The organism is Pseudomonas sp. AC247 (genome assembly GCF_979258015.1).
In genome coordinates, this window is sequence record NZ_OZ409829.1 from 1146605 (window position 1) to 1166946 (window position 20342).

At 59.9% G+C, this 20342-nt stretch carries 19 protein-coding genes; 14 read left to right on the forward strand and 5 right to left on the reverse strand.

All coding sequences use genetic code 11. The features are described 5' to 3' along the window. The first annotated feature begins 246 nt into the window (after nt 1–246). The 4 genes from ACZZ0B_RS05455 to fabF all read left to right on the forward strand — a co-directional run bounded on the left by ACZZ0B_RS05455 (nt 247) and on the right by fabF (nt 5006). A complete protein-coding gene (locus ACZZ0B_RS05455) occupies nt 247–2241 on the forward strand; it encodes a polysaccharide biosynthesis protein (protein WP_463544548.1) in 1995 nt (664 codons plus the stop codon). A gap of 110 nt (nt 2242–2351) precedes the next feature. Then, a complete protein-coding gene (locus tag ACZZ0B_RS05460) occupies nt 2352–2687 on the forward strand; it encodes a ComEA family DNA-binding protein (protein WP_463544549.1) in 336 nt (111 codons plus the stop codon). Nucleotides 2688–2899: 212 nt separating this feature from the next. After that, nucleotides 2900–3694 (forward strand): SDR family NAD(P)-dependent oxidoreductase, encoded by a 795-nt coding sequence (locus ACZZ0B_RS05465; protein WP_463544550.1) that lies wholly within the window; start codon nt 2900–2902, stop codon nt 3692–3694. Nucleotides 3695–3725: 31 nt separating this feature from the next. Further along, the gene (gene fabF / locus ACZZ0B_RS05470; protein ID WP_463544551.1) at nt 3726–5006 is read left to right on the forward strand and encodes a beta-ketoacyl-ACP synthase II; all 1281 of its coding nucleotides are present in this window, start codon (nt 3726–3728) and stop codon (nt 5004–5006) included. On the opposite strand, the gene ACZZ0B_RS05475 is transcribed toward fabF, so the two are convergent. The 3 genes from ACZZ0B_RS05475 to eat all read right to left on the reverse strand — a co-directional run bounded on the left by ACZZ0B_RS05475 (nt 4997) and on the right by eat (nt 7448). Further along, on the reverse strand, nt 4997–5554 hold the full coding sequence (locus tag ACZZ0B_RS05475) for a TetR/AcrR family transcriptional regulator (RefSeq protein ID WP_463544552.1): 558 nt from the start codon (nt 5552–5554) through the stop codon (nt 4997–4999). The two genes, fabF and ACZZ0B_RS05475, sit on opposite strands and share 10 nt — an antisense overlap. Before the next feature lie 139 nt (nt 5555–5693). Further along, on the reverse strand, nt 5694–5861 hold the full coding sequence (locus ACZZ0B_RS05480) for a DUF2897 family protein (protein ID WP_008079868.1): 168 nt from the start codon (nt 5859–5861) through the stop codon (nt 5694–5696). A 222-nt stretch (nt 5862–6083) separates the two neighbouring features. Next, a complete protein-coding gene (gene eat, locus ACZZ0B_RS05485; RefSeq protein ID WP_463544553.1) occupies nt 6084–7448 on the reverse strand; it encodes an ethanolamine permease in 1365 nt (454 codons plus the stop codon). Nucleotides 7449–7863: 415 nt separating this feature from the next. Here eat and kdpF point away from each other — a divergent pair, with 415 nt between their 5' ends. The 7 genes from kdpF to ACZZ0B_RS05520 all read left to right on the forward strand — a co-directional run bounded on the left by kdpF (nt 7864) and on the right by ACZZ0B_RS05520 (nt 16525). Then, complete coding sequence (gene kdpF / locus ACZZ0B_RS05490) at nt 7864–7953, forward strand: K(+)-transporting ATPase subunit F (protein WP_007899818.1); 90 nt, start codon at nt 7864–7866, stop codon at nt 7951–7953. 8 nt (nt 7954–7961) lie between these two features. After that, a complete protein-coding gene (gene kdpA, locus ACZZ0B_RS05495; RefSeq protein WP_463544554.1) occupies nt 7962–9656 on the forward strand; it encodes a potassium-transporting ATPase subunit KdpA in 1695 nt (564 codons plus the stop codon). 25 nt (nt 9657–9681) lie between these two features. Continuing rightward, nucleotides 9682–11739, forward strand: coding sequence for a potassium-transporting ATPase subunit KdpB (gene kdpB, locus ACZZ0B_RS05500; RefSeq protein WP_463544555.1), 2058 nt, complete (start codon nt 9682–9684; stop codon nt 11737–11739). Between the two features lie 227 nt (nt 11740–11966). After that, nucleotides 11967–12512, forward strand: coding sequence for a potassium-transporting ATPase subunit KdpC (kdpC, locus tag ACZZ0B_RS05505; protein WP_463544556.1), 546 nt, complete (start codon nt 11967–11969; stop codon nt 12510–12512). A gap of 187 nt (nt 12513–12699) precedes the next feature. Continuing rightward, a complete protein-coding gene (locus ACZZ0B_RS05510) occupies nt 12700–15351 on the forward strand; it encodes a DUF4118 domain-containing protein (protein ID WP_463544557.1) in 2652 nt (883 codons plus the stop codon). A gap of 48 nt (nt 15352–15399) precedes the next feature. After that, nucleotides 15400–16089 carry a response regulator gene (locus ACZZ0B_RS05515; RefSeq protein WP_008079883.1) on the forward strand — a complete coding sequence of 230 codons (690 nt, stop codon included), beginning with the start codon at nt 15400–15402 and terminating at the stop codon, nt 16087–16089. A 121-nt stretch (nt 16090–16210) separates the two neighbouring features. Continuing rightward, on the forward strand, nt 16211–16525 hold the full coding sequence (locus ACZZ0B_RS05520; protein ID WP_008079884.1) for a hypothetical protein: 315 nt from the start codon (nt 16211–16213) through the stop codon (nt 16523–16525). A gap of 49 nt (nt 16526–16574) precedes the next feature. On the opposite strand, the gene ACZZ0B_RS05525 is transcribed toward ACZZ0B_RS05520, so the two are convergent. Then, the gene (locus tag ACZZ0B_RS05525) at nt 16575–17612 is read right to left on the reverse strand and encodes a patatin-like phospholipase family protein (protein ID WP_008079885.1); all 1038 of its coding nucleotides are present in this window, start codon (nt 17610–17612) and stop codon (nt 16575–16577) included. 216 nt (nt 17613–17828) lie between these two features. Between ACZZ0B_RS05525 and ACZZ0B_RS05530 the strand changes: the two genes are divergently transcribed. The 3 genes from ACZZ0B_RS05530 (at nt 17829) to ACZZ0B_RS05540 (ending at nt 19954) form a co-directional block, all read left to right on the forward strand. Then, nucleotides 17829–18107, forward strand: a complete 279-nt coding sequence (locus ACZZ0B_RS05530) for a hypothetical protein (RefSeq protein ID WP_008079886.1) — start codon at nt 17829–17831, stop codon at nt 18105–18107. A gap of 79 nt (nt 18108–18186) precedes the next feature. Next, the gene (locus ACZZ0B_RS05535; RefSeq protein ID WP_463544558.1) at nt 18187–18954 is read left to right on the forward strand and encodes a CHAD domain-containing protein; all 768 of its coding nucleotides are present in this window, start codon (nt 18187–18189) and stop codon (nt 18952–18954) included. Nucleotides 18955–19159: 205 nt separating this feature from the next. Then, nucleotides 19160–19954 (forward strand): acyl-CoA thioesterase, encoded by a 795-nt coding sequence (locus ACZZ0B_RS05540; RefSeq protein WP_440096445.1) that lies wholly within the window; start codon nt 19160–19162, stop codon nt 19952–19954. A gap of 1 nt (nt 19955) precedes the next feature. Here the strand turns inward: ACZZ0B_RS05540 and ACZZ0B_RS05545 are convergent, their stop codons facing one another. Further along, on the reverse strand, nt 19956–20321 hold the full coding sequence (locus ACZZ0B_RS05545; RefSeq protein ID WP_440096444.1) for a DUF962 domain-containing protein: 366 nt from the start codon (nt 20319–20321) through the stop codon (nt 19956–19958). Nucleotides 20322–20342: the final 21 nt, after the last annotated feature.

The following is a 20342-nucleotide window of genomic DNA, read 5'->3' on the forward strand; positions in this document are numbered from 1 at the left end:
GATGCGGCGCCTAATGCGTACGCTACGCCTGCTGGGGCTTTGCTCAACCGGCACTTCAGCCCTTTTGCGACGATTTGTTCGCATCTCGAGAACTCAAGAATTCTGCCGCATGTTCACTTGGCAGGAGCTTGAGTCGATTTGTTGGTAAGGTTTTACTAGCGTTTGTTCTGTGATGCAGGTCTTTTACTCCGTACAATGCGTCAGCCGGTTCAACCAACGGAGTAGGTCAGATTGGGGCGAGGGGATATGGGAAAGCTACGCGGATTTTTGTTGGCGCTGCCGCGCAGACAAAAGCGAATGATTCAGGTGCTGACAGATATTGTCCTTGTCTGGGCAGCGCTATGGATGGCGTTTATCGTGCGTCTGGGCGTCGACGAGATGGTTAATCCCATAAAAGTCCATCTGTGGTTGTTCATCTGCGCGCCTCTTATCGCTATTCCTCTCTTTATTCGATTCGGCATGTACCGGGCTGTCATGCGATATTTTGGCAACGACGCGTTGGTCGCTATTATCAAGGCCGTCAGTCTCTCGTCGTTGATCCTCGCGCTCGTGGTTTATTGGTACAGCAACCATGAAGCTGTTGTCCCCCGTTCGATCATTTTCAACTATTGGTGGCTCAGTCTCGTCATCATCGGTGGCTTGCGCCTATGCATGCGCCAATATTTCATGGGCGACTGGTTCACGGCTGCCCAACATGTCCCGTTCACCAATCGCGAAGATGGTCTGACTAAAGTAGCGATTTATGGTGCGGGAGTGGCGGGTAATCAGTTGGTCGCTGCGTTGCGCATGGGGCGAGTGATGCGTCCGGTAGCATTTATTGATGATGATTCAAGTATTGCAGATCGATCAATTTCGGGCCTACAGGTCTATAAGCCAAAACATATCCAGCAAATGATCGATGTGACTGGTGCGCAGGAAGTCTTGTTGGCGCTCCCATCTTCGACACGAGCCAGACGTAGGGAGATTCTTAATTTCCTTGAAGGCTTTCCGCTGCATGTGCGTAGCGTGCCCAATTTCACCGACTTGGCCAGCGGCCGTGTAAAAGTTGAAGATATTCAAGAGGTTGACATCGCTGACTTGCTGGGGCGCGATGCTGTGCCCCCGCAACATGACTTGCTTGAGCACTGCATCAAAGGCAAGACGGTTTTGGTGACGGGGGCAGGCGGGTCGATTGGATCAGAGCTTTGCCGCCAGATTTTTTTACTGAGACCCACCGCGCTCCTTTTGTTTGAACATAGCGAGTTCAACCTTTACAGCATCCTTTCGGAGTTGGAGCAACGTGGTGTTCGGGAATCGGTTTCGGTCAAACTGCTTCCGATCCTCGGCTCGGTCCGCCATCAGGGCAAACTTCTTGACGTCATGAAAACTTGGCGTGTGGACACCGTCTATCACGCTGCTGCTTACAAGCACGTGCCAATAGTCGAGCACAACATCGCCGAAGGCGTGCTCAATAACGTCATTGGTACACTGAATACCGCTCAGGCCGCGCTTCAGTCAGGTGTTGCCAATTTCGTCTTGATCTCGACCGACAAGGCGGTTAGACCGACCAATGTCATGGGCAGCACCAAGCGACTCGCTGAATTAACGCTTCAGGCACTCAGCCGAGAGATTGCTCCGGTTTTGTTCGGCGACAAAGCAAATGTTTCACGGGTAAACAAAACCCGTTTCACTATGGTTCGTTTCGGCAATGTATTAGGCTCATCGGGCTCCGTAATTCCACTATTCCACAGCCAGATCAAATCCGGTGGCCCTCTGACGGTCACTCACCCCAAAATCACCCGCTACTTCATGACGATCCCGGAAGCCGCGCAACTGGTGATACAGGCCGGTTCCATGGGGCAGGGCGGTGACGTGTTTGTACTTGATATGGGCGAGCCGGTTAAAATCGTCGAACTGGCTGAGAAAATGATTCACTTGTCGGGTTTGAGTATTCGTTCTGAGAAGAATATGCACGGTGATATATCCATCGAATTTACCGGCCTGCGCCCAGGTGAGAAGCTTTATGAAGAGTTACTGATCGGCGATAACGTTTCGGCCACTCAGCACCCGATGATCATGAGCGCCAACGAAGATCACCTCCCTTGGGACGTTCTAAAAGCGCGCTTGGCAGATTTGCTAATTGCCGTCGAGCAGGACGACTACTCCCGCGTCCGCCAACTCCTGCGTGAAACCGTCAGCGGCTACACCCCCGACGGTGAGATCGTTGACTGGATCTACCAGCAACGCCGTCTCGAGCCCTGATTATTTCACATCCTGTAACGCTCGCATTTTTGACATTCGCCCCTCATGACCTACGTTTGGAGAGCAGCTTCGGAAAAGCTGCTTTCTCAAATGATGATGGAGCGTCACTTATGCGTACCGGTTATTTTTACTCGTTGATTTTTGCCTTGCTCACCAGCGCCTCGATAACGGCGATTGCAGCGCCAGTTGCGACGCCGGAGTTGCCGAAGGCGCCTCTCGTGACTGACTTGGCCGCCACTTCCCAAGTCGCAAAAATCGATCTCAACGACGCCGATGCGGCAATGTTGCAGAAAGAGCTGTCCGGGGTCGGTGAAGCCAAGGCGAAAGCGATTGTTGCATATCGAGAAACAAACGGGCCGTTCGCATCCGTGGATGAATTGCTGGAAGTGAAGGGGATTGGCAAGGCGATCCTTGATCGCAATCGTGAAAAGCTGGAAGTGAACTAAGCTGATTTTTCCACGCCATGAGGCCGGTCATTGACCGGCCTTTTTTGTTGCAGCTGTTTGATGCAAGTCGTTATGGGCGTGAAGACGTTCGTCGGACGATAAAAAATTACGACTATCATATCGGCTTTAGATTATGCCTATAATAAATTGTCGGCACGGATTGTCATGTCCGGTGCGGCTTTCTCATTTCGAGCATTTTCAGGAGTAATGGCATGAATTCCGCAAAATCCCAAGGCACGGCTGTGGTGACCGGCGCATCGTCCGGTATCGGTGCGATTTATGCCGAGCGACTGGCCGCACGTGGTTTTGATCTGCTGTTGGTGGCGCGTGATCAGGAGCGTCTGGATAAGGCTGCAAGCCAATTGCGCGAAGCCCATGGTGTGCAGGTCGAGGTGCTCAAAGCGGATCTGACGCAAAAGGACGATGTGCTCAAGGTCGAACAGCGTCTGCGTAGTGATTCGAGTATCAGCCTGTTGCTGAACAACGCCGGTGTTGCCGCCGACGGTCTGTTGGCCAACGCCGATCTGGATCAACTGGAGCGCTTGATCCAGTTGAATATCACCGCAGTCACCCGTCTGGCTTCTGCCGCTGCAGCCGCTTTCGCCAAGGCCGGGCGGGGTACAATCATTAACATTGCCTCGGTGGTGGCGCTGTTTCCGGAACGCTTTAACGCCACTTACAGTGCCAGCAAAGCCTACGTGCTGAGCCTCACCCAATCGCTGAACGCCGAGCTTGAGGGCACCGGGGTTCAGGTCCAGGCCGTATTGCCGGGGGTTACCCGCACTGAAATCTGGGAACGCTCCGGAATCGACGCCAGTGGTATTCCGGCGGAAATGGTCATGGAAGCCGGTGAGATGGTTGATGCAGCGCTGACCGGCCTGGATCAGGGAGAGTTGATCACCATTCCGTCACTGCCCGATGCCGCTGATTGGCAAGCATTCGTCGCTGCGCGCCATGTCTTGGCCCCGAACCTTTCGCACAGTTCCGCAGCCCAACGTTACAAGTAAGGCCAATCCATTGATCAGAGGACACCACGGTATGGATCAGCGTCGAGTAGTCGTCACGGGAATGGGCCTGGTTTCCCCCTTGGGCAGTGATGTCGAAGTGGTCTGGCAACGCTTGTTGGCGGGGAACTCAGGTTTGCGTCATTTGCCGCAGGCAGTGGTCGCTGATCTGCCGACGCGGATTGGGGGCAGGGTGCTGAGCCTGGAAGAGGATGCCGAGGCGGGTTTCGATCCGGATCGCGCCACGCCACCCAAAGAACAGAAAAAGATGGATCGTTTCATTCTGTTCGCTATGGAGGCGGCACGGCAGGCGCTGGAGCAGGCAGGCTGGCATCCCTCGCAAGCCGGTGAGCAGGAACGCACTGCAACGATTATCGGCTCCGGTGTCGGCGGCTTCGGCGCGATTGCCGACGCCGTGCGCACCACCGACAGTCGCGGTCCACGACGTCTGTCACCGTTCACGATTCCGTCGTTTCTGGTCAATCTGGCGGCCGGGCATGTGTCGATCCAGCACGGTTTGAAAGGTCCCTTGGGCGCACCCGTGACGGCATGTGCCGCCGGGGTTCAGGCGATTGGCGATGCGGCACGGCTGATTCGCGCCGGCGAAGCGGATATTGCTGTGTGCGGCGGTGCAGAAGCGGCGATTGATCGGGTCAGCCTCGCCGGGTTCGCTGCCGCTCGGGCGCTGTCCAGCGGCTACAACGACACCCCCGAACGTGCTTCACGCCCCTTTGATAGCGGGCGCGACGGTTTTGTCATGGGCGAGGGCGCCGGCCTGTTGGTCATCGAATCACTGGAACATGCCTTGGCCCGGGGCGCTCGGCCTCTGGCTGAACTCGTCGGGTATGGCACCAGCGCTGACGCCTATCATCTGACCGCCGGGCCGGAAGATGGCAGCGGTGCGCGCCGGGCGATGGCGTTGGCATTGACTCAAGCCGGAGTAAACCCGGATCAGGTGCAACACCTCAACGCTCACGCCACTTCCACGCCAGTGGGTGATCTGGGTGAGTTGGCGGCGATCAAGAGTGTGTTTGGTCAGGACAACAAGATCGCCGTTACTTCGACCAAGTCAGCCACCGGGCATTTGCTCGGTGCTGCCGGCGGGCTGGAGGCGATCTTCACGTTGTTGGCGATTCGCGACCAGGTGGTGCCGCCGACGCTCAACTTCGACAACCCGGATCCGGCTACCGAGGGCGTGGACATTGTCCATGGTCAGGCAAGGCCGATGCCGATTGAATACGCGCTGTCCAACGGCTTCGGTTTCGGCGGTGTGAACGCCAGCGTACTGTTCAAGCGCTGGCCGGATCAGTCCTGATCCTGTTTCAGATGAGCGCGTGTGACGTCGAGAATCCGCTGGGCCAATTGCGGGTTCTCGACACTGCGCGCGAGCACCAGCGCGCCGACCAGGGTGGCCATGATGACGATGCTGCGATCGGCGGCGCTCTCACCACCCAGAGTGTTTTGCACTTGTTCCAGGCGGGCGTTGAGCACGCCGTCGGTGGTCGGGCTTGGCTGACCGCGCAAGCCGAGCTCGGAAGACATGGTGGGCAGCGGACAGCCTTCATGAGGCGAGGTGTAGTGCCATTCGGACAGGTAACTGTCGATGAAGGCTTCCAGTGGGTGTTCTTCGGAAAACAGCATGGCGCAGTGCGCATCCAGTTGGGCGCCGGCCTCTTGCAGGGCCTTCTCCACCAACTCGTCCTTGGACTTGAAGTGCGAATAGAAGCCGCCATGGGTCAGACCTAGCGCTTTCATCAAGGGTTGCAGGCCAGTGGCGCCAATTCCGTCCTTGCGAAATCGTGCCGAAGCCTCCTTGATGATGCGCTGATGAGTCTGGGCTTTATGGTCCTGCGAGTAACGCATCTGAAACTCTCTCTGCAACAAGGCCACCATCTTAACCACGGAAAATTAAATGGTGACTGTACTTCTACTTCTAAAAAGCATGCAGATAAGTCCAAAGCGTCGAAAAAACACAAACCCCGCCGATTGGGCGGGGTTCGTTTCAGCGGTCTTGCGCTTCTTTGGCATCCGCTTCAGCATTGCGCTCAGCGATGCGTTTGCGTTCTTCATCGGTCAGTTCGACCTTGTTGGCAGTGTCTCGCAACATCATCAGACCGCCAACGATCGAGCCGATTGCAACGACCAGAATCAACCAGGCATACCAGGGCATAACGGCTCTCCTTAATGGCAGATCGACCGACGAGGATTTCGTCGTGCGATGCTGCTTACCACTTTTGAGCGAAGCGACTTCGCAGTGGTTCCATTCTAGGCCCGATATCCCTGCTGCACCCTAATTCCCTGTAGGAGCTGCCGCAGGCTGCGATCTTTTGATCTTGTTTCTAAAAAAACAAAGTCAACAGATCGCAGCCTTCGGCAGCTCCTACATGAGGGGTTACTGGCCCGTGAGCATGGCGTCGGCGGGTGCGTTGGCGCGTAACTGGCCGGTGAGCAGGAAGTAGGCGAATCCCACGGCCATGAAGCCGAGGAAAATCAGCCCGATCAGGGCGTTGAACCACGCCATGGCGATCAGGCACACCACCGCCAGCACCAGCGCGATCAACGGGATCAACGGATAGCACGGCGCGCGAAAGGTGCGCTCCAGGTTCGGCTCGGATTTGCGCAGTTTAAACAGGCTGAGCATGCTCATGATGTACATCACGATCGCGCCGAACACCGCCATGGTGATCATCGCGGCGGTGAGGGTCATGCCGCCGAGGTTGATCAGGCCGTCGCTGTAGATCGCGGCGATGCCAATGAAGCCGCCGGCAATGATGGCGCGGTGTGGCGTCTGGAAGCGCGAGAGTTTCGCCAGTGAAGCCGGCAGGTAACCCGCGCGGGCGAGAGCGAAGAACTGGCGCGAGTAACCGAGAATGATCCCGTGGAAACTCGCCACCAGGCCGAACAGGCCGATCCACACCAGCATGTGCAGCCAGCCGGAGTTGTCGCCGACCACGGTTTTCATCGCTTGCGGCAGTGGATCGTTGATGTTGGCCAAGGTGCGCCAGTCACCGACGCCGCCGGCGAAGAACATCACACCCATCGCCAGTAAAACCAAAGTCAGAATGCCGCTGATGTAGGCCTTGGGGATCGTGCGTTTCGGGTCCTTGGCTTCTTCGGCAGCCATCGCTGCACCTTCGATGGCCAGGAAGAACCAGATCGCGAACGGGATCGCTGCGAACATCCCGGCAATTGCCGGAGCACCGAACACATCGGAACCGGCCCAGCCATTGAGGGCAAAGTTGCTGAAGCTGAAAGCCGGAGCCACCACGCCCATAAACACCAGCAATTCGGCGACGGCCAGTACGCAGACGATCAATTCGAAGGTGGCTGCCAGTTTCACCCCAAGGATGTTCAACCCCATGAACACAATGTAGGCGCCGACTGCTGCGTGTTTCGGATCGAGTGCCGGAAATTGCACATTCAGGTACGCGCCGATGGCCAGCGCAATGGCCGGGGGCGCAAAGACGAACTCGATCAGCGTCGCCAGCCCGGCAATCAAACCACCTTTCTCACCGAAGGCACGGCGGCTGTAGGCAAACGGCCCGCCGGCGTGGGGAATTGCAGTGGTCAGCTCGGTAAAACTGAAAATGAAGCAGGTGTACATGGTCGCGACCATGAATGAGGTCACCAGAAAGCCCAGTGTGCCGGCGACGCCCCAGCCGTAACTCCAGCCGAAATACTCCCCGGAAATCACCAGCCCAACGGCAATGCCCCACAGGTGCAACGTGCCCAGCGTGGGTTTGAGTTGTGTGTTCATGCGCTTGCTCCCTGAACGGTTTGGAAAGCTCGGGGGAGAGCGTGTGCAGTGGGCGTGCCATTGTGCTGAAACAAGTCGTAATGAGTTGAAAGCTGTCGTATCGGGGATGCTCAAGTCGCAGCGCCAACGAATCTGTGCGCCATCTAGGTGCGATGCCGATAGGGCCGCCGTCATCGCGGGCAAGCCCGCTCCCACAGTGATCTCGGTCGTTCACAAATATTGCGTACACCCCAGAAACCTGTGGGAGCTGGCTTGCCAGCGATGAGGCAGGTGCAAACACCGCCGTAAAGCCCGCATAAACCCACTCTTTACGCTTTCTTTATGCCCAGCCAACCCCCTCGGTCTCGTTCCTTTACAGCCTCCTTTCCGACAATCACCCCACACGCGGCAATACGCCGTAACACGGAGATCTTCCATGAGCGTTCTGGACGGGGTGTCACTGCTGCTGGCAGTGGGGCTGTTCATTTATCTGTTGGTTGCGCTGTTGCGCGCGGATCGGAACTAGGAGCGGCTATGCACAGTTATGACTATTGGCTGATCCTCGCGTTTTTCGCGGTGGTCTTGCTGCCAGCGCCGCTGCTCGGGCGCTTCTACTACAAAGTGATGGAAGGTCAGCGCACCTGGCTGACGCCGATTCTCGGTCCGGTCGAGCGCGGTTGCTATCGTATCGCCGGGGTCGATCCCGAGGTTGAGCAGAGCTGGCAGAAGTACACGCTGGCGCTGCTGGCGTTCAACCTTGCCGGTTTCCTGCTGCTGTTCGCGATTCTGTTGTTCCAGGATCACTTGCCGCTCAATCCGCAGAACCTGCCGGGCCAGGAGTGGACGCAGGCGTTCAACACCGCGATCAGTTTCATGACCAACACCAACTGGCAGTCCTACAGCGGTGAAGCAACCCTCAGCTACCTGAGCCAGATGGTCGGCCTCACCGTGCAGAACTTTGTCAGCGCCGCCACCGGCCTCGCCGTACTGGTTGCGCTGTGCCGTGGCATCGGCCGCAAATCGACGAAAACCCTCGGCAACTTCTGGGTCGACATGACCCGCGCCACACTTTATGGCCTGTTGCCGCTGTGCCTGCTGCTGGCGCTGTATCTGGTCTGGCAGGGCGTGCCGCAAACCTTCGCGCAGTACGTGAATGCCGTGACGATGCAGGGCGTTGATCAAGTCATTCCCCTGGGCCCGGCCGCGAGTCAGATTGCGATCAAGCAACTGGGCACTAACGGTGGCGGCTTCTTCGGCGTCAATTCAGCGCATCCATTCGAGAACCCGACCGCGTGGAGCAACCTGTTCGAAGTCACCTCGATCATTCTGATCCCGGTGGCGCTGGTGTTCACCTTCGGCCATTACGTCAAAGACCTGCGTCAGAGCCGCGCGATCATCGCCTGCATGCTGGCGCTGTTCCTGATCGGCGGCGCGACCTCGCTGTGGGCTGAATACCAACCGAATCCAACCCTGAACAATGCTGCTGTTGAGCAGACCGCTCCGCTGGAAGGCAAGGAAGCACGTTTCGGCACCACCGCCACCGTGCTTTGGTCGGTGACCACCACAGCGGCGTCGAACGGTTCGGTCAACGGCATGCACGACAGCCTCAACCCGCTCAGCGGCATGGTCGCGCTGGTCAACATGATGGTTGGCGAGGTGATCTTCGGCGGCGTCGGTGCCGGGCTTTACGGCATGTTGCTCAACGTGCTGATCGCGGTGTTCCTCGCCGGTTTGATGATCGGACGTACGCCGGAATACCTCGGCAAGAAACTCCAGGCCCGTGAAGTGCAACTGCTGGTGGTGACGTTGCTGGTGATGCCGGTCGGCGTGCTGGTGCTCGGTGCGATTGCTGCCACGGTTCCCAGTGCGGCGGCGACCATCAGCAACCCCGGCCCGCACGGCTTCAGCCAGTTGCTTTACGCCTACACCTCGGCAAGTGCCAACAACGGCTCGGCGTTCGGTGGTCTGAGCGCGAATACGCCATTTCACAACTTGATGTTGGGGCTGGGCATGTTGATCGGTCGCTTCGGTTACATCCTCCCGGTTCTGGCCTTGGCCGGCAGTCTGGCGATGAAGAAAACCGCACCGATCGGCCAGAACAGCTTCCCGACCCATGGCCCGCTGTTCGTGACCCTGTTGACCGTGACCATTTTGCTGGTGGGCGGCCTGACCTTCCTGCCAACCCTGGCGCTCGGCCCGATTGCCGAGCACTTGAGCATGGGCTTCTAAGCCTCTCTTTTTTAGGAGCTGAATGATGAATATGCCCGCAATCAAACCCGCTGCCGTCAAGGCGCCGGAACAGGCGAAAACCGCGATCTCGGCCCTGTGGCGGCCGGCGCTGGTGCAAGCTTTCGTCAAGCTCGATCCGCGGCAATTGAAGCGTTCGCCGGTGATGCTGGTGGTCGAACTGACCGCGATTTTCACCACTGTGCTGTGCTTCATTCCCGACGCCGATGTGCCGACCTTTGTCGCCGCACAAATCGCTCTGTGGCTGTGGTTCACCGTGCTGTTCGCCAACTTCGCCGAAGCCTTGGCCGAAGGTCGCGGCAAGGCCCGCGCCGACAGTCTCAAGGCCGGCAGCGAAGGCCTCAGTGCGCGGCGCAAACAGGCCAATGGCAGCTTTCAAGTCGTGCCTGCGGCAAGTCTGCGCAAGGGCGATGTGGTGCGCGTCGAAGCGGGGGAAATGATCCCCGGTGACGGCGAAGTCATCGAAGGCATCGCCGCAGTGAACGAAGCGGCGATCACCGGTGAATCGGCGCCGGTGATTCGTGAGTCTGGCGGCGACCGTTCGGCCGTCACCGGTAACACCCGACTGGTGTCCGACTGGTTGCTGGTGAAGATCACCGTCAACCCGGGCGAGTCGACTCTGGATCGCATGATCGCCCTGGTCGAAGGCGCCAAACGCCAGAAAACCCCGAACGAAGTGGCGCTGGATATTCTGCTGATCGGCCTGACTCTGATCTTCCTGTTGGTGGTCGTGACCCTGCAACCGTTCGCCCATTTTGCCAACGGCAGTTTGCCGCTGGTGTTCCTGGTGGCGCTGCTGGTCACGCTGATTCCGACCACCATCGGCGGTCTGCTGTCGGCCATCGGTATCGCCGGGATGGACCGTCTGGTGCGCCTCAACGTGATCGCCAAATCCGGCCGCGCCGTGGAAGCGGCGGGCGACGTGCATGTGCTGCTGCTCGACAAGACCGGCACCATCACTTTCGGCAACCGTCGGTGCAGCGCGGTGTATGCCGCGCCCGGTGTGAACGGTCGCGATTTGGCTGAAGGCGCGCTGTTCGCCTCGCTGGCGGATGACACGGCGGAAGGCAAATCCATTGTCGAGTACCTGCGCGGTCTGCATCCACAGGCTGAGCCGGCGCTGGAAACCCTGACTGCCGTGCCGTTCAGCGCTGAAACCCGCTTGTCCGGCGTCGACTATCAAGGTCGTGTGTATCGCAAAGGCGCGGTGGATTCGCTGCTGAGTTTCCTTGGCCAGAAACGCTCGGATCTGGCTCCGGCGCTGTCGCGGGAAATCGACAAAATCGCCCAGAGCGGCGGCACGCCGTTGCTGGTCTGTGCTGACGGCAAACTGCTCGGCGCGATCCACCTCAAGGACGTGGTCAAACCGGGTATCCGCGAACGTTTTGCCGAACTGCGAAAACTGGGGATTCGTACCGTGATGGTCACCGGCGACAACCCGCTGACGGCTGCCGCAATTGCTGCCGAAGCAGGCGTTGATGACGTTCTCGCTGAGGCGACTCCAGAGAAAAAAATCGCGCGCATTCGTCATGAGCAAAACGACGGGCGTCTGGTCGCCATGTGCGGCGATGGCGCCAACGATGCTCCGGCACTGGCCCAGGCTGACGTCGGTATGGCGATGAACGACGGTACACAAGCGGCGCGCGAAGCAGCGAACATGGTCGATCTCGACAGCGACCCGACCAAGCTGTTGGACGTGGTGCAGATCGGCAAGGAACTGCTGGTGACGCGCGGTGCCTTGACGACGTTTTCGATCGCCAATGACGTGGCCAAATACTTCGCGATCCTGCCGGCGCTGTTTGCCTCGATCTACCCGCAACTCGGGGTGCTGAACATCATGCACCTGAGCAGTCCGCAGAGCGCGATTCTCTCGGCCATCGTCTTTAACGCGTTGATCATTGTTGTGCTGATTCCGCTGGCCTTGCGCGGTGTACGCGTGCAGGCGGCGAGTGCGGCGGCGTTGTTGCGACGCAATCTGTTGATCTACGGGGTGGGCGGGATTCTGGTGCCGTTTGTGGGGATCAAGGCGATCGACATGTTGCTCACGGCGTTGCATTTGGTTTGATTCTTGAAGAGCCCCTCACCCTAACCCTCTCCCGGAGGGAGAGGGACTGACCGAGGGGTTTGTGAGAGCTGCACCGACCTGAGCTATCGAGTCGAACTCAGGTCTCCAAGAGCACGAAGATCGGCTCCCTTTCCCCCTCGCCCCCTTGGGGAGAGGGCTGAGGTGAGGGGGAAACGATGCCCCTGACACCCCACAAAATTTTGCCCAACGAATTCGAGGATTTTGAAATGTCCACAATGATACGTCCCGCCCTCAGCCTGCTGGTGCTGATGACCCTGGTCACCGGCGTTGGCTATCCACTGGTGGTGACCGGTGTCGCGCAAGTCGCGTTCCCCGCGCAAGCCAACGGCAGTCTGGTTCACGATGCCGATGGCAAGGTGCGTGGCTCATCGCTGATCGCCCAGGATTTTGTCGGCGATGCGTGGTTCCATCCGCGTCCCTCCGCCGGTGCGTTTGCCACTGTTTCCAGCAGCGCGAGCAACCTCGCGCCGAGCAATCCGGCACTCGCCACGCGGGTGATCGACGATGCCAATAAATTGCAGGTTCCGGGGCAAGGTCCGGTGCCGCTGGCGCTGCTGACGACTTCGGGCAGCGGCCTCGATCCACACTTGCCACCGGCGGCAATTGCCTATCAACTGGCGCGTGTCGCGGCGGCGCGTAATCTGCCGGTCTCGACCTTGCAGCAGTTGCTTGATAAACACATTGAACAGCCGCTGGTGGGGCCGCCAGTGGTCAATGTGCTTGAGCTGAACATGGCCCTGGAACAGCTGTAGATCAAAAGATCGCAGCCTGCGGCAGCTCCTACACTGGATCGGCGTACATCCGCCGATCAAGTGGCACCGGACCGGCGCACGCACGGCGATCATGTCCCGCTGGCTTGACATGCCCCTGTAGGAGCTGCCGCAGGCTGCGATCTTTTAACGCTTCACCCCAATGACAAACTGAACAAGGCAACCCCAGATGAGCGACTCCGGCCGCGCCGACGCACTGTTAGCAGACCTGCCCCGCGACGGCCGTGGCCGCCTCAAGGTGTTCCTCGGCGCCGCCCCCGGTGTCGGTAAAACCTACGCCATGCTCCAGGCCGCCCACACGCAACTGCGCCAGGGCGTGAAAGTCCTCGCCGGGGTCGTCGAAACCCACGGCCGCGCTGAAACCGAAGCGCTGCTCGGCGGCTTGCCGCAGCAACCGCTGGTGCGCTCGGAATACCGTGGCGTGATGCTCGAAGAAATGGACCTCGACGGCATCCTTGTGGCCCGACCGAAGCTTGTACTTGTCGATGAACTGGCCCACAGCAACGCCCCCGGCAGTCGTCACGCCAAGCGCTGGCAAGACATTCAGGAACTGCTCGCCGCCGGCATCGATGTGTTCACCACGGTCAACGTCCAGCACCTCGAAAGTCTCAACGACCAGGTGCGCGGCATCACCGGTGTGCAAGTGCGCGAAACCCTGCCGGACTGGGTGTTGCAAGAAGCCTACGAACTGCTGCTGATCGACCTGCCGCCGCGCGAATTGCTCGAGCGTTTGCGTGAAGGCAAGGTCTACGTCCCGGAGCAGGCACGCGCGGCCATCGACGCATTTTTTACCCAGACCAACCTCACGGCATTGCGCGAACTGGCGATGCAAACCGCCGCTGCGCAAGTCGATAACGATCTCGCTCAAGGCTATCGCCAGCTTGGTCAGGCAGCGCCGGCGGTGCGCGGTCGATTGTTGGTCGGCGTCGATGGCGATGCGCAGGCCGAACGTCTGGTGCGTCACGCCAGTCGCGTTGCCCAGCGTCGGCATCTGCCGTGGAGCCTGGTGCACGTCGACAACGGCAGCGTGCGCGACGAGCAATCACGCCTGCGCCTGCAAAGCGCGCAACAGTTGGCCGAACGCCTCGGCGGTGAAGTGGTGTTATTGCGCGCCGGTGAAGTGGCGAAAACCCTGATTCAGCACGCGACTGAACGCCGTGCGAGTCTGGTGCTGGTCGGCCAGTCGCGGCCAAGTTTGCGCCGTCGACTGTTCGGCGGTGGCTTGGCCGCGCGTCTGTTGCGTCAGGCCCATGGCCTGGAAATCAACGTCCTCGACAACGATCATGAACACCCGCAATCGCGTCCGCGAAACCCGCTGACACTGGTGTGGTTCGACTATGCGCTGGCGCTGGTCGCCACGCTGCTGGCCAGTGCCTTGGCGTGGGCGGTGTCGAGTGTGTTGCCGCTGCCGAACATCTCGCTGGTGTTCCTCGCCGCGGTGTTGCTGGTGGCGGTGCGCAGCAGTCTGGGCCCGGCCCTGGCGTGTGCGGCGCTGTCGTTTCTGACGTACGATTTTCTGTTCATTCCACCGAATTTTTCCTTCAGCATCCAGCGCGAAGAAGACGTACTGACACTGCTGTTTTTCCTCTTGATGGCGGCGCTCACCGGCAACCTCGCGGCGCGGCAGCGTCGGCAATTGCAGGCGTTGCGCGACACCCAGGAAGAAACCAGCGAGCTGCTCGATCTGTCGCGCAAACTTACCGCCGCGACCGATCGTCAAGCCGTGGTCAGTGCCGCCGCGCAGCACCTCAACGGCTGGAGCGATTTGCAACTGTGCCTGCTCAATCGTGACGGACAGGGCGGCTGGAAGGTTGAAACCGGCGGGCCGCTGCAGTTCACCGAGTCTGAGCGTGCCGCCGCTGACTGGGCCTGGCAACACGATCAACCGGCGGGTATGGGCACCGGCACGTTACCGTTCGGGCGTTGGTGGTGGTGGCCGCTTTCCGTCGAGGACGGGCCGCTGGCGCTGCTCGGTGTCTGCGCTAAAGAGGGCCAGACCTTGAGCGGCCAGCGTCGGCGTTTGCTGACTGCGCTCAGTCAGCCGCTGGCGCAGGCACTGGCCCGCGCGCAACTGGCGGATGATCTGGAGGCGGCGCGCCTGCATGGCGAAACCGAACAATTGCGCAGTGCGCTGCTGGCCTCGGTTTCGCATGATTTGCGCACGCCGTTGACGGCCATGCGCGGCAGTATCGACAGCCTGTTGGCGCTCGGCGAAGCCATCCCGCTGGAAGATCGCCGCGAGCTGCTTGAAGGCACTCGCGATGAAGCCGAACGCCTCGACCGCTATATCCAGAATCTGCTCGACATGACCCGCCTCGGACATGGCGCTTTAAAGCTTGCGCGGGACTGGGTGTCGCCGGCCGACATTGTCGGCAGTTCGCTCAATCGCCTGCGCGCGGTGCTGGCGCCGTTGCAGGTCAGTACCGAGGTGCCGGCCGAGTTGCCGTTACTGTTTGTGCACGCGGCGCTGATCGAACAGGCGCTGGTCAATGTGATGGAAAACGCTGCACGTTTCTCACCGCCTCACGGTCGTTTGGCGTTGCGCGCCGGGGCCGATGACAGCGAGATTTTCTTCTCGGTCAGCGACGAAGGGCCAGGCATTCCCGAAGACGAGCGGGCGAATATTTTCGACATGTTCTACACCGCCGCGCGCGGTGATCGTGGCGGCCAGGGCACGGGCCTGGGCCTGGCGATTTGCCAGGGCATGGTCGGCGCGCATGGCGGGCGCATCACTGTCGCTGACGGCATCGAAGGACGCGGCACCTGCATCACCCTGCACTTGCCGTTGCAGGCGCAACCGGGGATGGACAATGAAGCCTGATGCCGACTGCGCTACTCTCTCGCCAATCTTTTGTATCGATGTGAATTCATGAGCCAGACCGCGACCATTCTGGTCATTGACGACGAACCGCAGATTCGTAAATTCCTGCGCATCAGCCTCGCCTCGCAAGGCTACAAAGTGCTGGAGGCCGGCACCGGTGCCGAGGGCCTGGCGCAGGCAGCGTTGAACAAACCCGACCTGCTGGTCCTCGACCTTGGCTTGCCGGACATGGACGGCCAGCAAGTGCTGCGCGAGTTTCGTGAATGGGCGACGGCGCCAGTACTGGTGTTGTCAGTGCGCGCCAGCGAAGGGCAGAAGGTCGAGGCACTGGATGGCGGCGCCAACGACTATGTGACCAAACCATTCGGCATCCAGGAGTTTCTCGCACGGGTCCGCGCGTTGTTGCGTCAGGCACCTGCTGGCGAGGCGCAACAGGCAGCGTTGAATTTCGGCCCGTTGACTGTGGACCTGGCCTATCGGCGGGTGTTGCTCGACGGCGTTGAAGTGGCGCTGACCCGCAAGGAATACGCGGTGCTGGCGCAACTGGCGCGGCATCCGGGACGGGTGATCACTCAGCAGCAATTGCTCAAGGATATCTGGGGGCCGACACACACCGAGGACAGCCATTACCTGCGGATTGTGGTGGGGCATTTGCGGCAGAAACTGGCGGATGATCCGACGCGGCCACGGTTTATCGTGACCGAGGCGGGAGTGGGGTATCGGTTGTTGGAGGTGTGAGTGAAGGTCGACGCCAAGGCGCCGCCGTCTGTCGGGACTGTCATTTCTGTCAGGTGCTGCGGCGAAGTGGCTACTGTTAGTTTTCAAGCTCAACTTAGCCCCGAAGTGTCTGGAGAGCCTGATGTCTACGCACAATGATGGATACCAGCGGATTGATGCCGATACCTACAACAACTGCGCCCGCGAGGCGCAAACCCATGGTGGGTTGCCCACCCTGAGCGCCGCGCGCGAACTGCAGAAGCAATTCGCAGGTCAATGGAATGTCACCAGCGGTTACATCTGGACGACTGAAAAAGCTTCAAGGGTGCCCGATGAATCGCCGGCGCTTGGCCACGAGTCGGGGACCAGCTACGTGGTTATCGACATGCAGAATGGTGTTGAGAAGAAGTTTGACGGCAATATGCGGGTTCAAAGCTACTACAAGTCCGGCAGCTAAGATTCAAGCATCAAAGCCCTGCACCAATCGCTGGCGCAGGGTTGCAGTATCAACCCTGCTCACTTTCATACCGATCCAGCGTATCGCTGGCAATCTCGCGCCCCAACGCGATCAACTCCGGCGCCTTGTAGAACTCGAAAAACCGGCACACCCGCTTCGGCACGTTGATCAGGATATCCGGCGGATAACCGGCGATCTTGTACTGCGCCAGCGATGTCTGCATGACCTCGAAACTCTGGTTGATCAGGTCCAGCAACGAGGCCGGTCCGACGTTATCGATAATGAACGAACCGGTTGCCGATTTTGGTGCGCCTTCACGCTCGGGCGCGGCGGCCGGTTGCTGGTTTTCCGGTTCGACACCCTCCAGCCACGGGTTAATGTCCGCCGCCTCGGCGCGCAGCGCTTCCTGTTCGAGCTTCAGCAACTGCTCGGCCTGTGTACGGCGAAACGGCATCTTCGAACCGAGCGAACTGATCAGGCTGTCAAAGCGTGAACGGAACGCGGCGGGGCGCTGGATCACCGGCAGTTTGTAATGGCGCTGGTTGGTCGAGTTGAGGTTGACCGCGATGATCAGGTCACAGTGGCTGGACACCACCGGCACAATCGGCAGTGGGTTGAGAATGCCGCCATCGACCAGCATGCGGTTGCCTTGCATCACCGGGGTGAACAGGCTGGGGATTGCCGCCGAGGCGCGCATGGCCTGATGCAGACAACCTTCCTGAAACCAGATTTCCTGCTGATTGGTGAGGTCGGCGGCGACGGCGGTGTAGGGGATGCGCAGGTCTTCGATGTTGATCTCGCCGACGATCTTGCGGATCTGCCCGAAGACCTTTTCGCCACGAATGGCACCCAGGCGAAAGCTCACATCCACCAGGCGCAGCACGTCGAGGTAATCGAGGCTCTCGATCCAGTTGCGGTATTCGTCGAGCTTGCCGGCGGCATAGATTCCGCCGACCACTGCGCCCATCGAACAACCGGCAATGCAGGCGATGTCGTAACCGCGTTTTTCAATCTCTTCAATCACCCCGATATGGGCATAGCCCCGGGCACCACCGGAGCCCAGCACCAGTGCGACACGCTTTTTCATCCAGCTTCCTCCCGACAAGGTTCCACAATGCACCCATCGACGGGCAGGCTCAATCGCCGAGGTCGTTCAGTGCGCCAGTGACGTCGTTTTTTCGCAACGGCGTGACCCTTCAGCGCTATCCTTTCGCCAACGCAGTTTCACATGCGGGCAAGGCACTTTTTCCCGGCGTGACCGTCTTACCTGCACGACTGTTGACCTAACGTTGAGGTGTAAGTGATGAAAGCCTGGATCTGTGTGCCGTTGATGGCCCTGGCATTGGCCGGTTGCGCCGGCAAGACCGCGTACCGCGACAGCTGCGGCAGCCAGCTCGACGCCGCCTGGCATGAACTGGACCTGGCCAAGGCTGAGGGTTTTGCCGGCACCGTCAGCTATTCCAAGGCGCTGTCGTTGTTGACGGCGGCCAAGACCCAGCAGCAATTCGAGGGTTTTGAAGGTTGCAGCAGTAAAGCCGAGAAGGCGCGCTTCTACATTCGCGAATCCCGCGCCGGACGCTAAGCTGCTGACCTGAAGCAAGGATGCTGCGCGGTCGAACCGCCAGACTCATCCCCCAGGGCATTTGAATCAGGAGCATGTGATGTCTGCGTTGGTTGACCGTTTGGTGGCTCATGTCCTGAGCCTGGAAGTGCGACTGCTGGCTTGTCAGGCGCGGTTGACGGCGCGCACTGATCCTGAGGCGCTGCACGATCTGCGCACCACGGTGCGGCGCCTGCGCAGTCTGTTGCGGCCATTGCGCGGTTTGCCGGGTGTCGAGCAATTGGAGGACGCGGCGTCGGCGGTGGGTCAATTGACCACGCCGTGGCGCGATCGTGAAGTGCTGGCCGCGTACCTGCTCGAGCACGCTCAGCCCGAAGCCGCGCAACGGCGTATGGCGCAAATGGCTGAGGCCTACCCGGCGCTGGCGGCGAGTGCCGAGGTGGCGTCGCTGTTGATGATTCTCGACGCCTTTCCACGTTTTCTGCGCGCCTCGCAGCGCCAGGGTTTGCTCAAGGGCCTGGATAAACGCATCGAAAAACGCCTCGGCAAACAATGGAAAAAACTCGACGCGGCCTTGCACGATCCCGCCCACGACCGTCATCGTCTGCGCCTGTTGATCAAGCGCGTGCGCTACGGCATCGAAGCCTATCCAGAGCTTGATCGTCTGCCTGCGGCGGCGTTGCCACGCTTGAAGTCCGCGCAAGGTGCGTTGGGCGACTGGCACGACTGCTGGCAGTGGCTGGCGAAAGCCGAACACGAAGCGGATCTTGAGCCTTGCGTCGCGACATGGCAGGCAACCATGATCAAGGCCGAAATCAAAGCCGACCGCGTGCTCGAAAAACTCATCAGCACCTGCTTCAAATCCTGAGCAACCTCCACCCCCTGTAGGAGCTGCCGAAGGCTGCGATCTTTTGATGTTGTTTTTCAAAGACAACATCAAAAGATCGCAGCCTTCGGCAGCTCCTACAGGGAGGGTGTCTGATCTGTCAGCGCATTTGACCGGAATAGACGCTGCGGTGCTGTGCCGGGCTGGTTAAGATCCCTGCATTCCTTTCTCGTTTTCTGAGGTTGCCATGCGCTTTTGCGATCTGCTCGATGCCGTCCGCCGTGATCCGCACGTGACGATTCCCGCCGAATGGGCGCAGGGTCGTGCCAGTTTCGGTGGCCTGGTCGCCGCGCTGCAATACGAAGCCATGCGCGCCAGAGTGCCGGCGGATCGACCGGTGCGTTCGCTGGCGATCACTTTTGTCGGCCCGGTCGAGCCCGAAGTCCCGGTCAGTTTTGAAGTGGACGTGTTGCGCGAAGGCAAAGCGGTCAGCCAGGTGCTGGGCCGCGCCATGCAGAACGGCCAGGTGGTCACGCTGGTACAAGGCAGTTTTGGCGCCTCGCGCCCCTCGGAAGTGGCGATTGCCGCAGAGCCGGCCCCTGAGATGAAGCATTGGGACGACTGTCAGGAACTGCCCTATATCAAAGGCGTGCTGCCGGAATTCATGCGTCACCTGGGCATGCGCTGGACCATCGGCGGTCTGCCGTTTACCGGTAATCCGTCGCGGGAGATGGGCGGTTGGGTACGATTGCGTGGGGATGTGAAGGAAGAACCGGTCACCGAGTCGCACATTCTGGCGTTGGTGGACGCGTGGCCGCCGTCGTTGCTGCCGCACCTGAAGAAACCGGCCATGGGCAGCACGCTGACCTGGACCATCGAATTCGTTCAGCCGTTACGTGAGTTGAACACGCTGGACTGGTGCAAGTACCGCGTTGAAACCGAGTACGCCGCTGACGGCTACGGACATGCCGCCGCGAAACTGTGGAGTGCGCAAGGCGAGTTGATCGCCATGAGCCGCCAGACTGTCACGATCTTCGCCTGAATCAATGCCGGCGATGACGTTCACGCCAGGCGCGCCACCAGCCGCCGCTGAGCAAGAACCGTGGAAAGGTCAGAAACTGTTCGACCAACAAGCGTGATATGGCATCTTTGCGATCACTGAACGGCTCGGAGGCTTGCGCCTCCAGGCTGTGGCCGTGGCGCTGCAGACCCAGCGCCGCAACGATACCGATCACGCCGATGGCGACACTGGCCAGGCTCAGGCTGAACACCCCGGACACGATCAGCAGAAACGCCACGATGAACAGCGGCACGGCAATCAGGTGCAGCACCAGGTTGGTCGGATGCTGATGATTGCCCGGGTACGCGCGCCATTGCCACGCGGGAAGGTTGGGGTGACGTTTGCCCATGTTGACTACTCCTCGATCCTT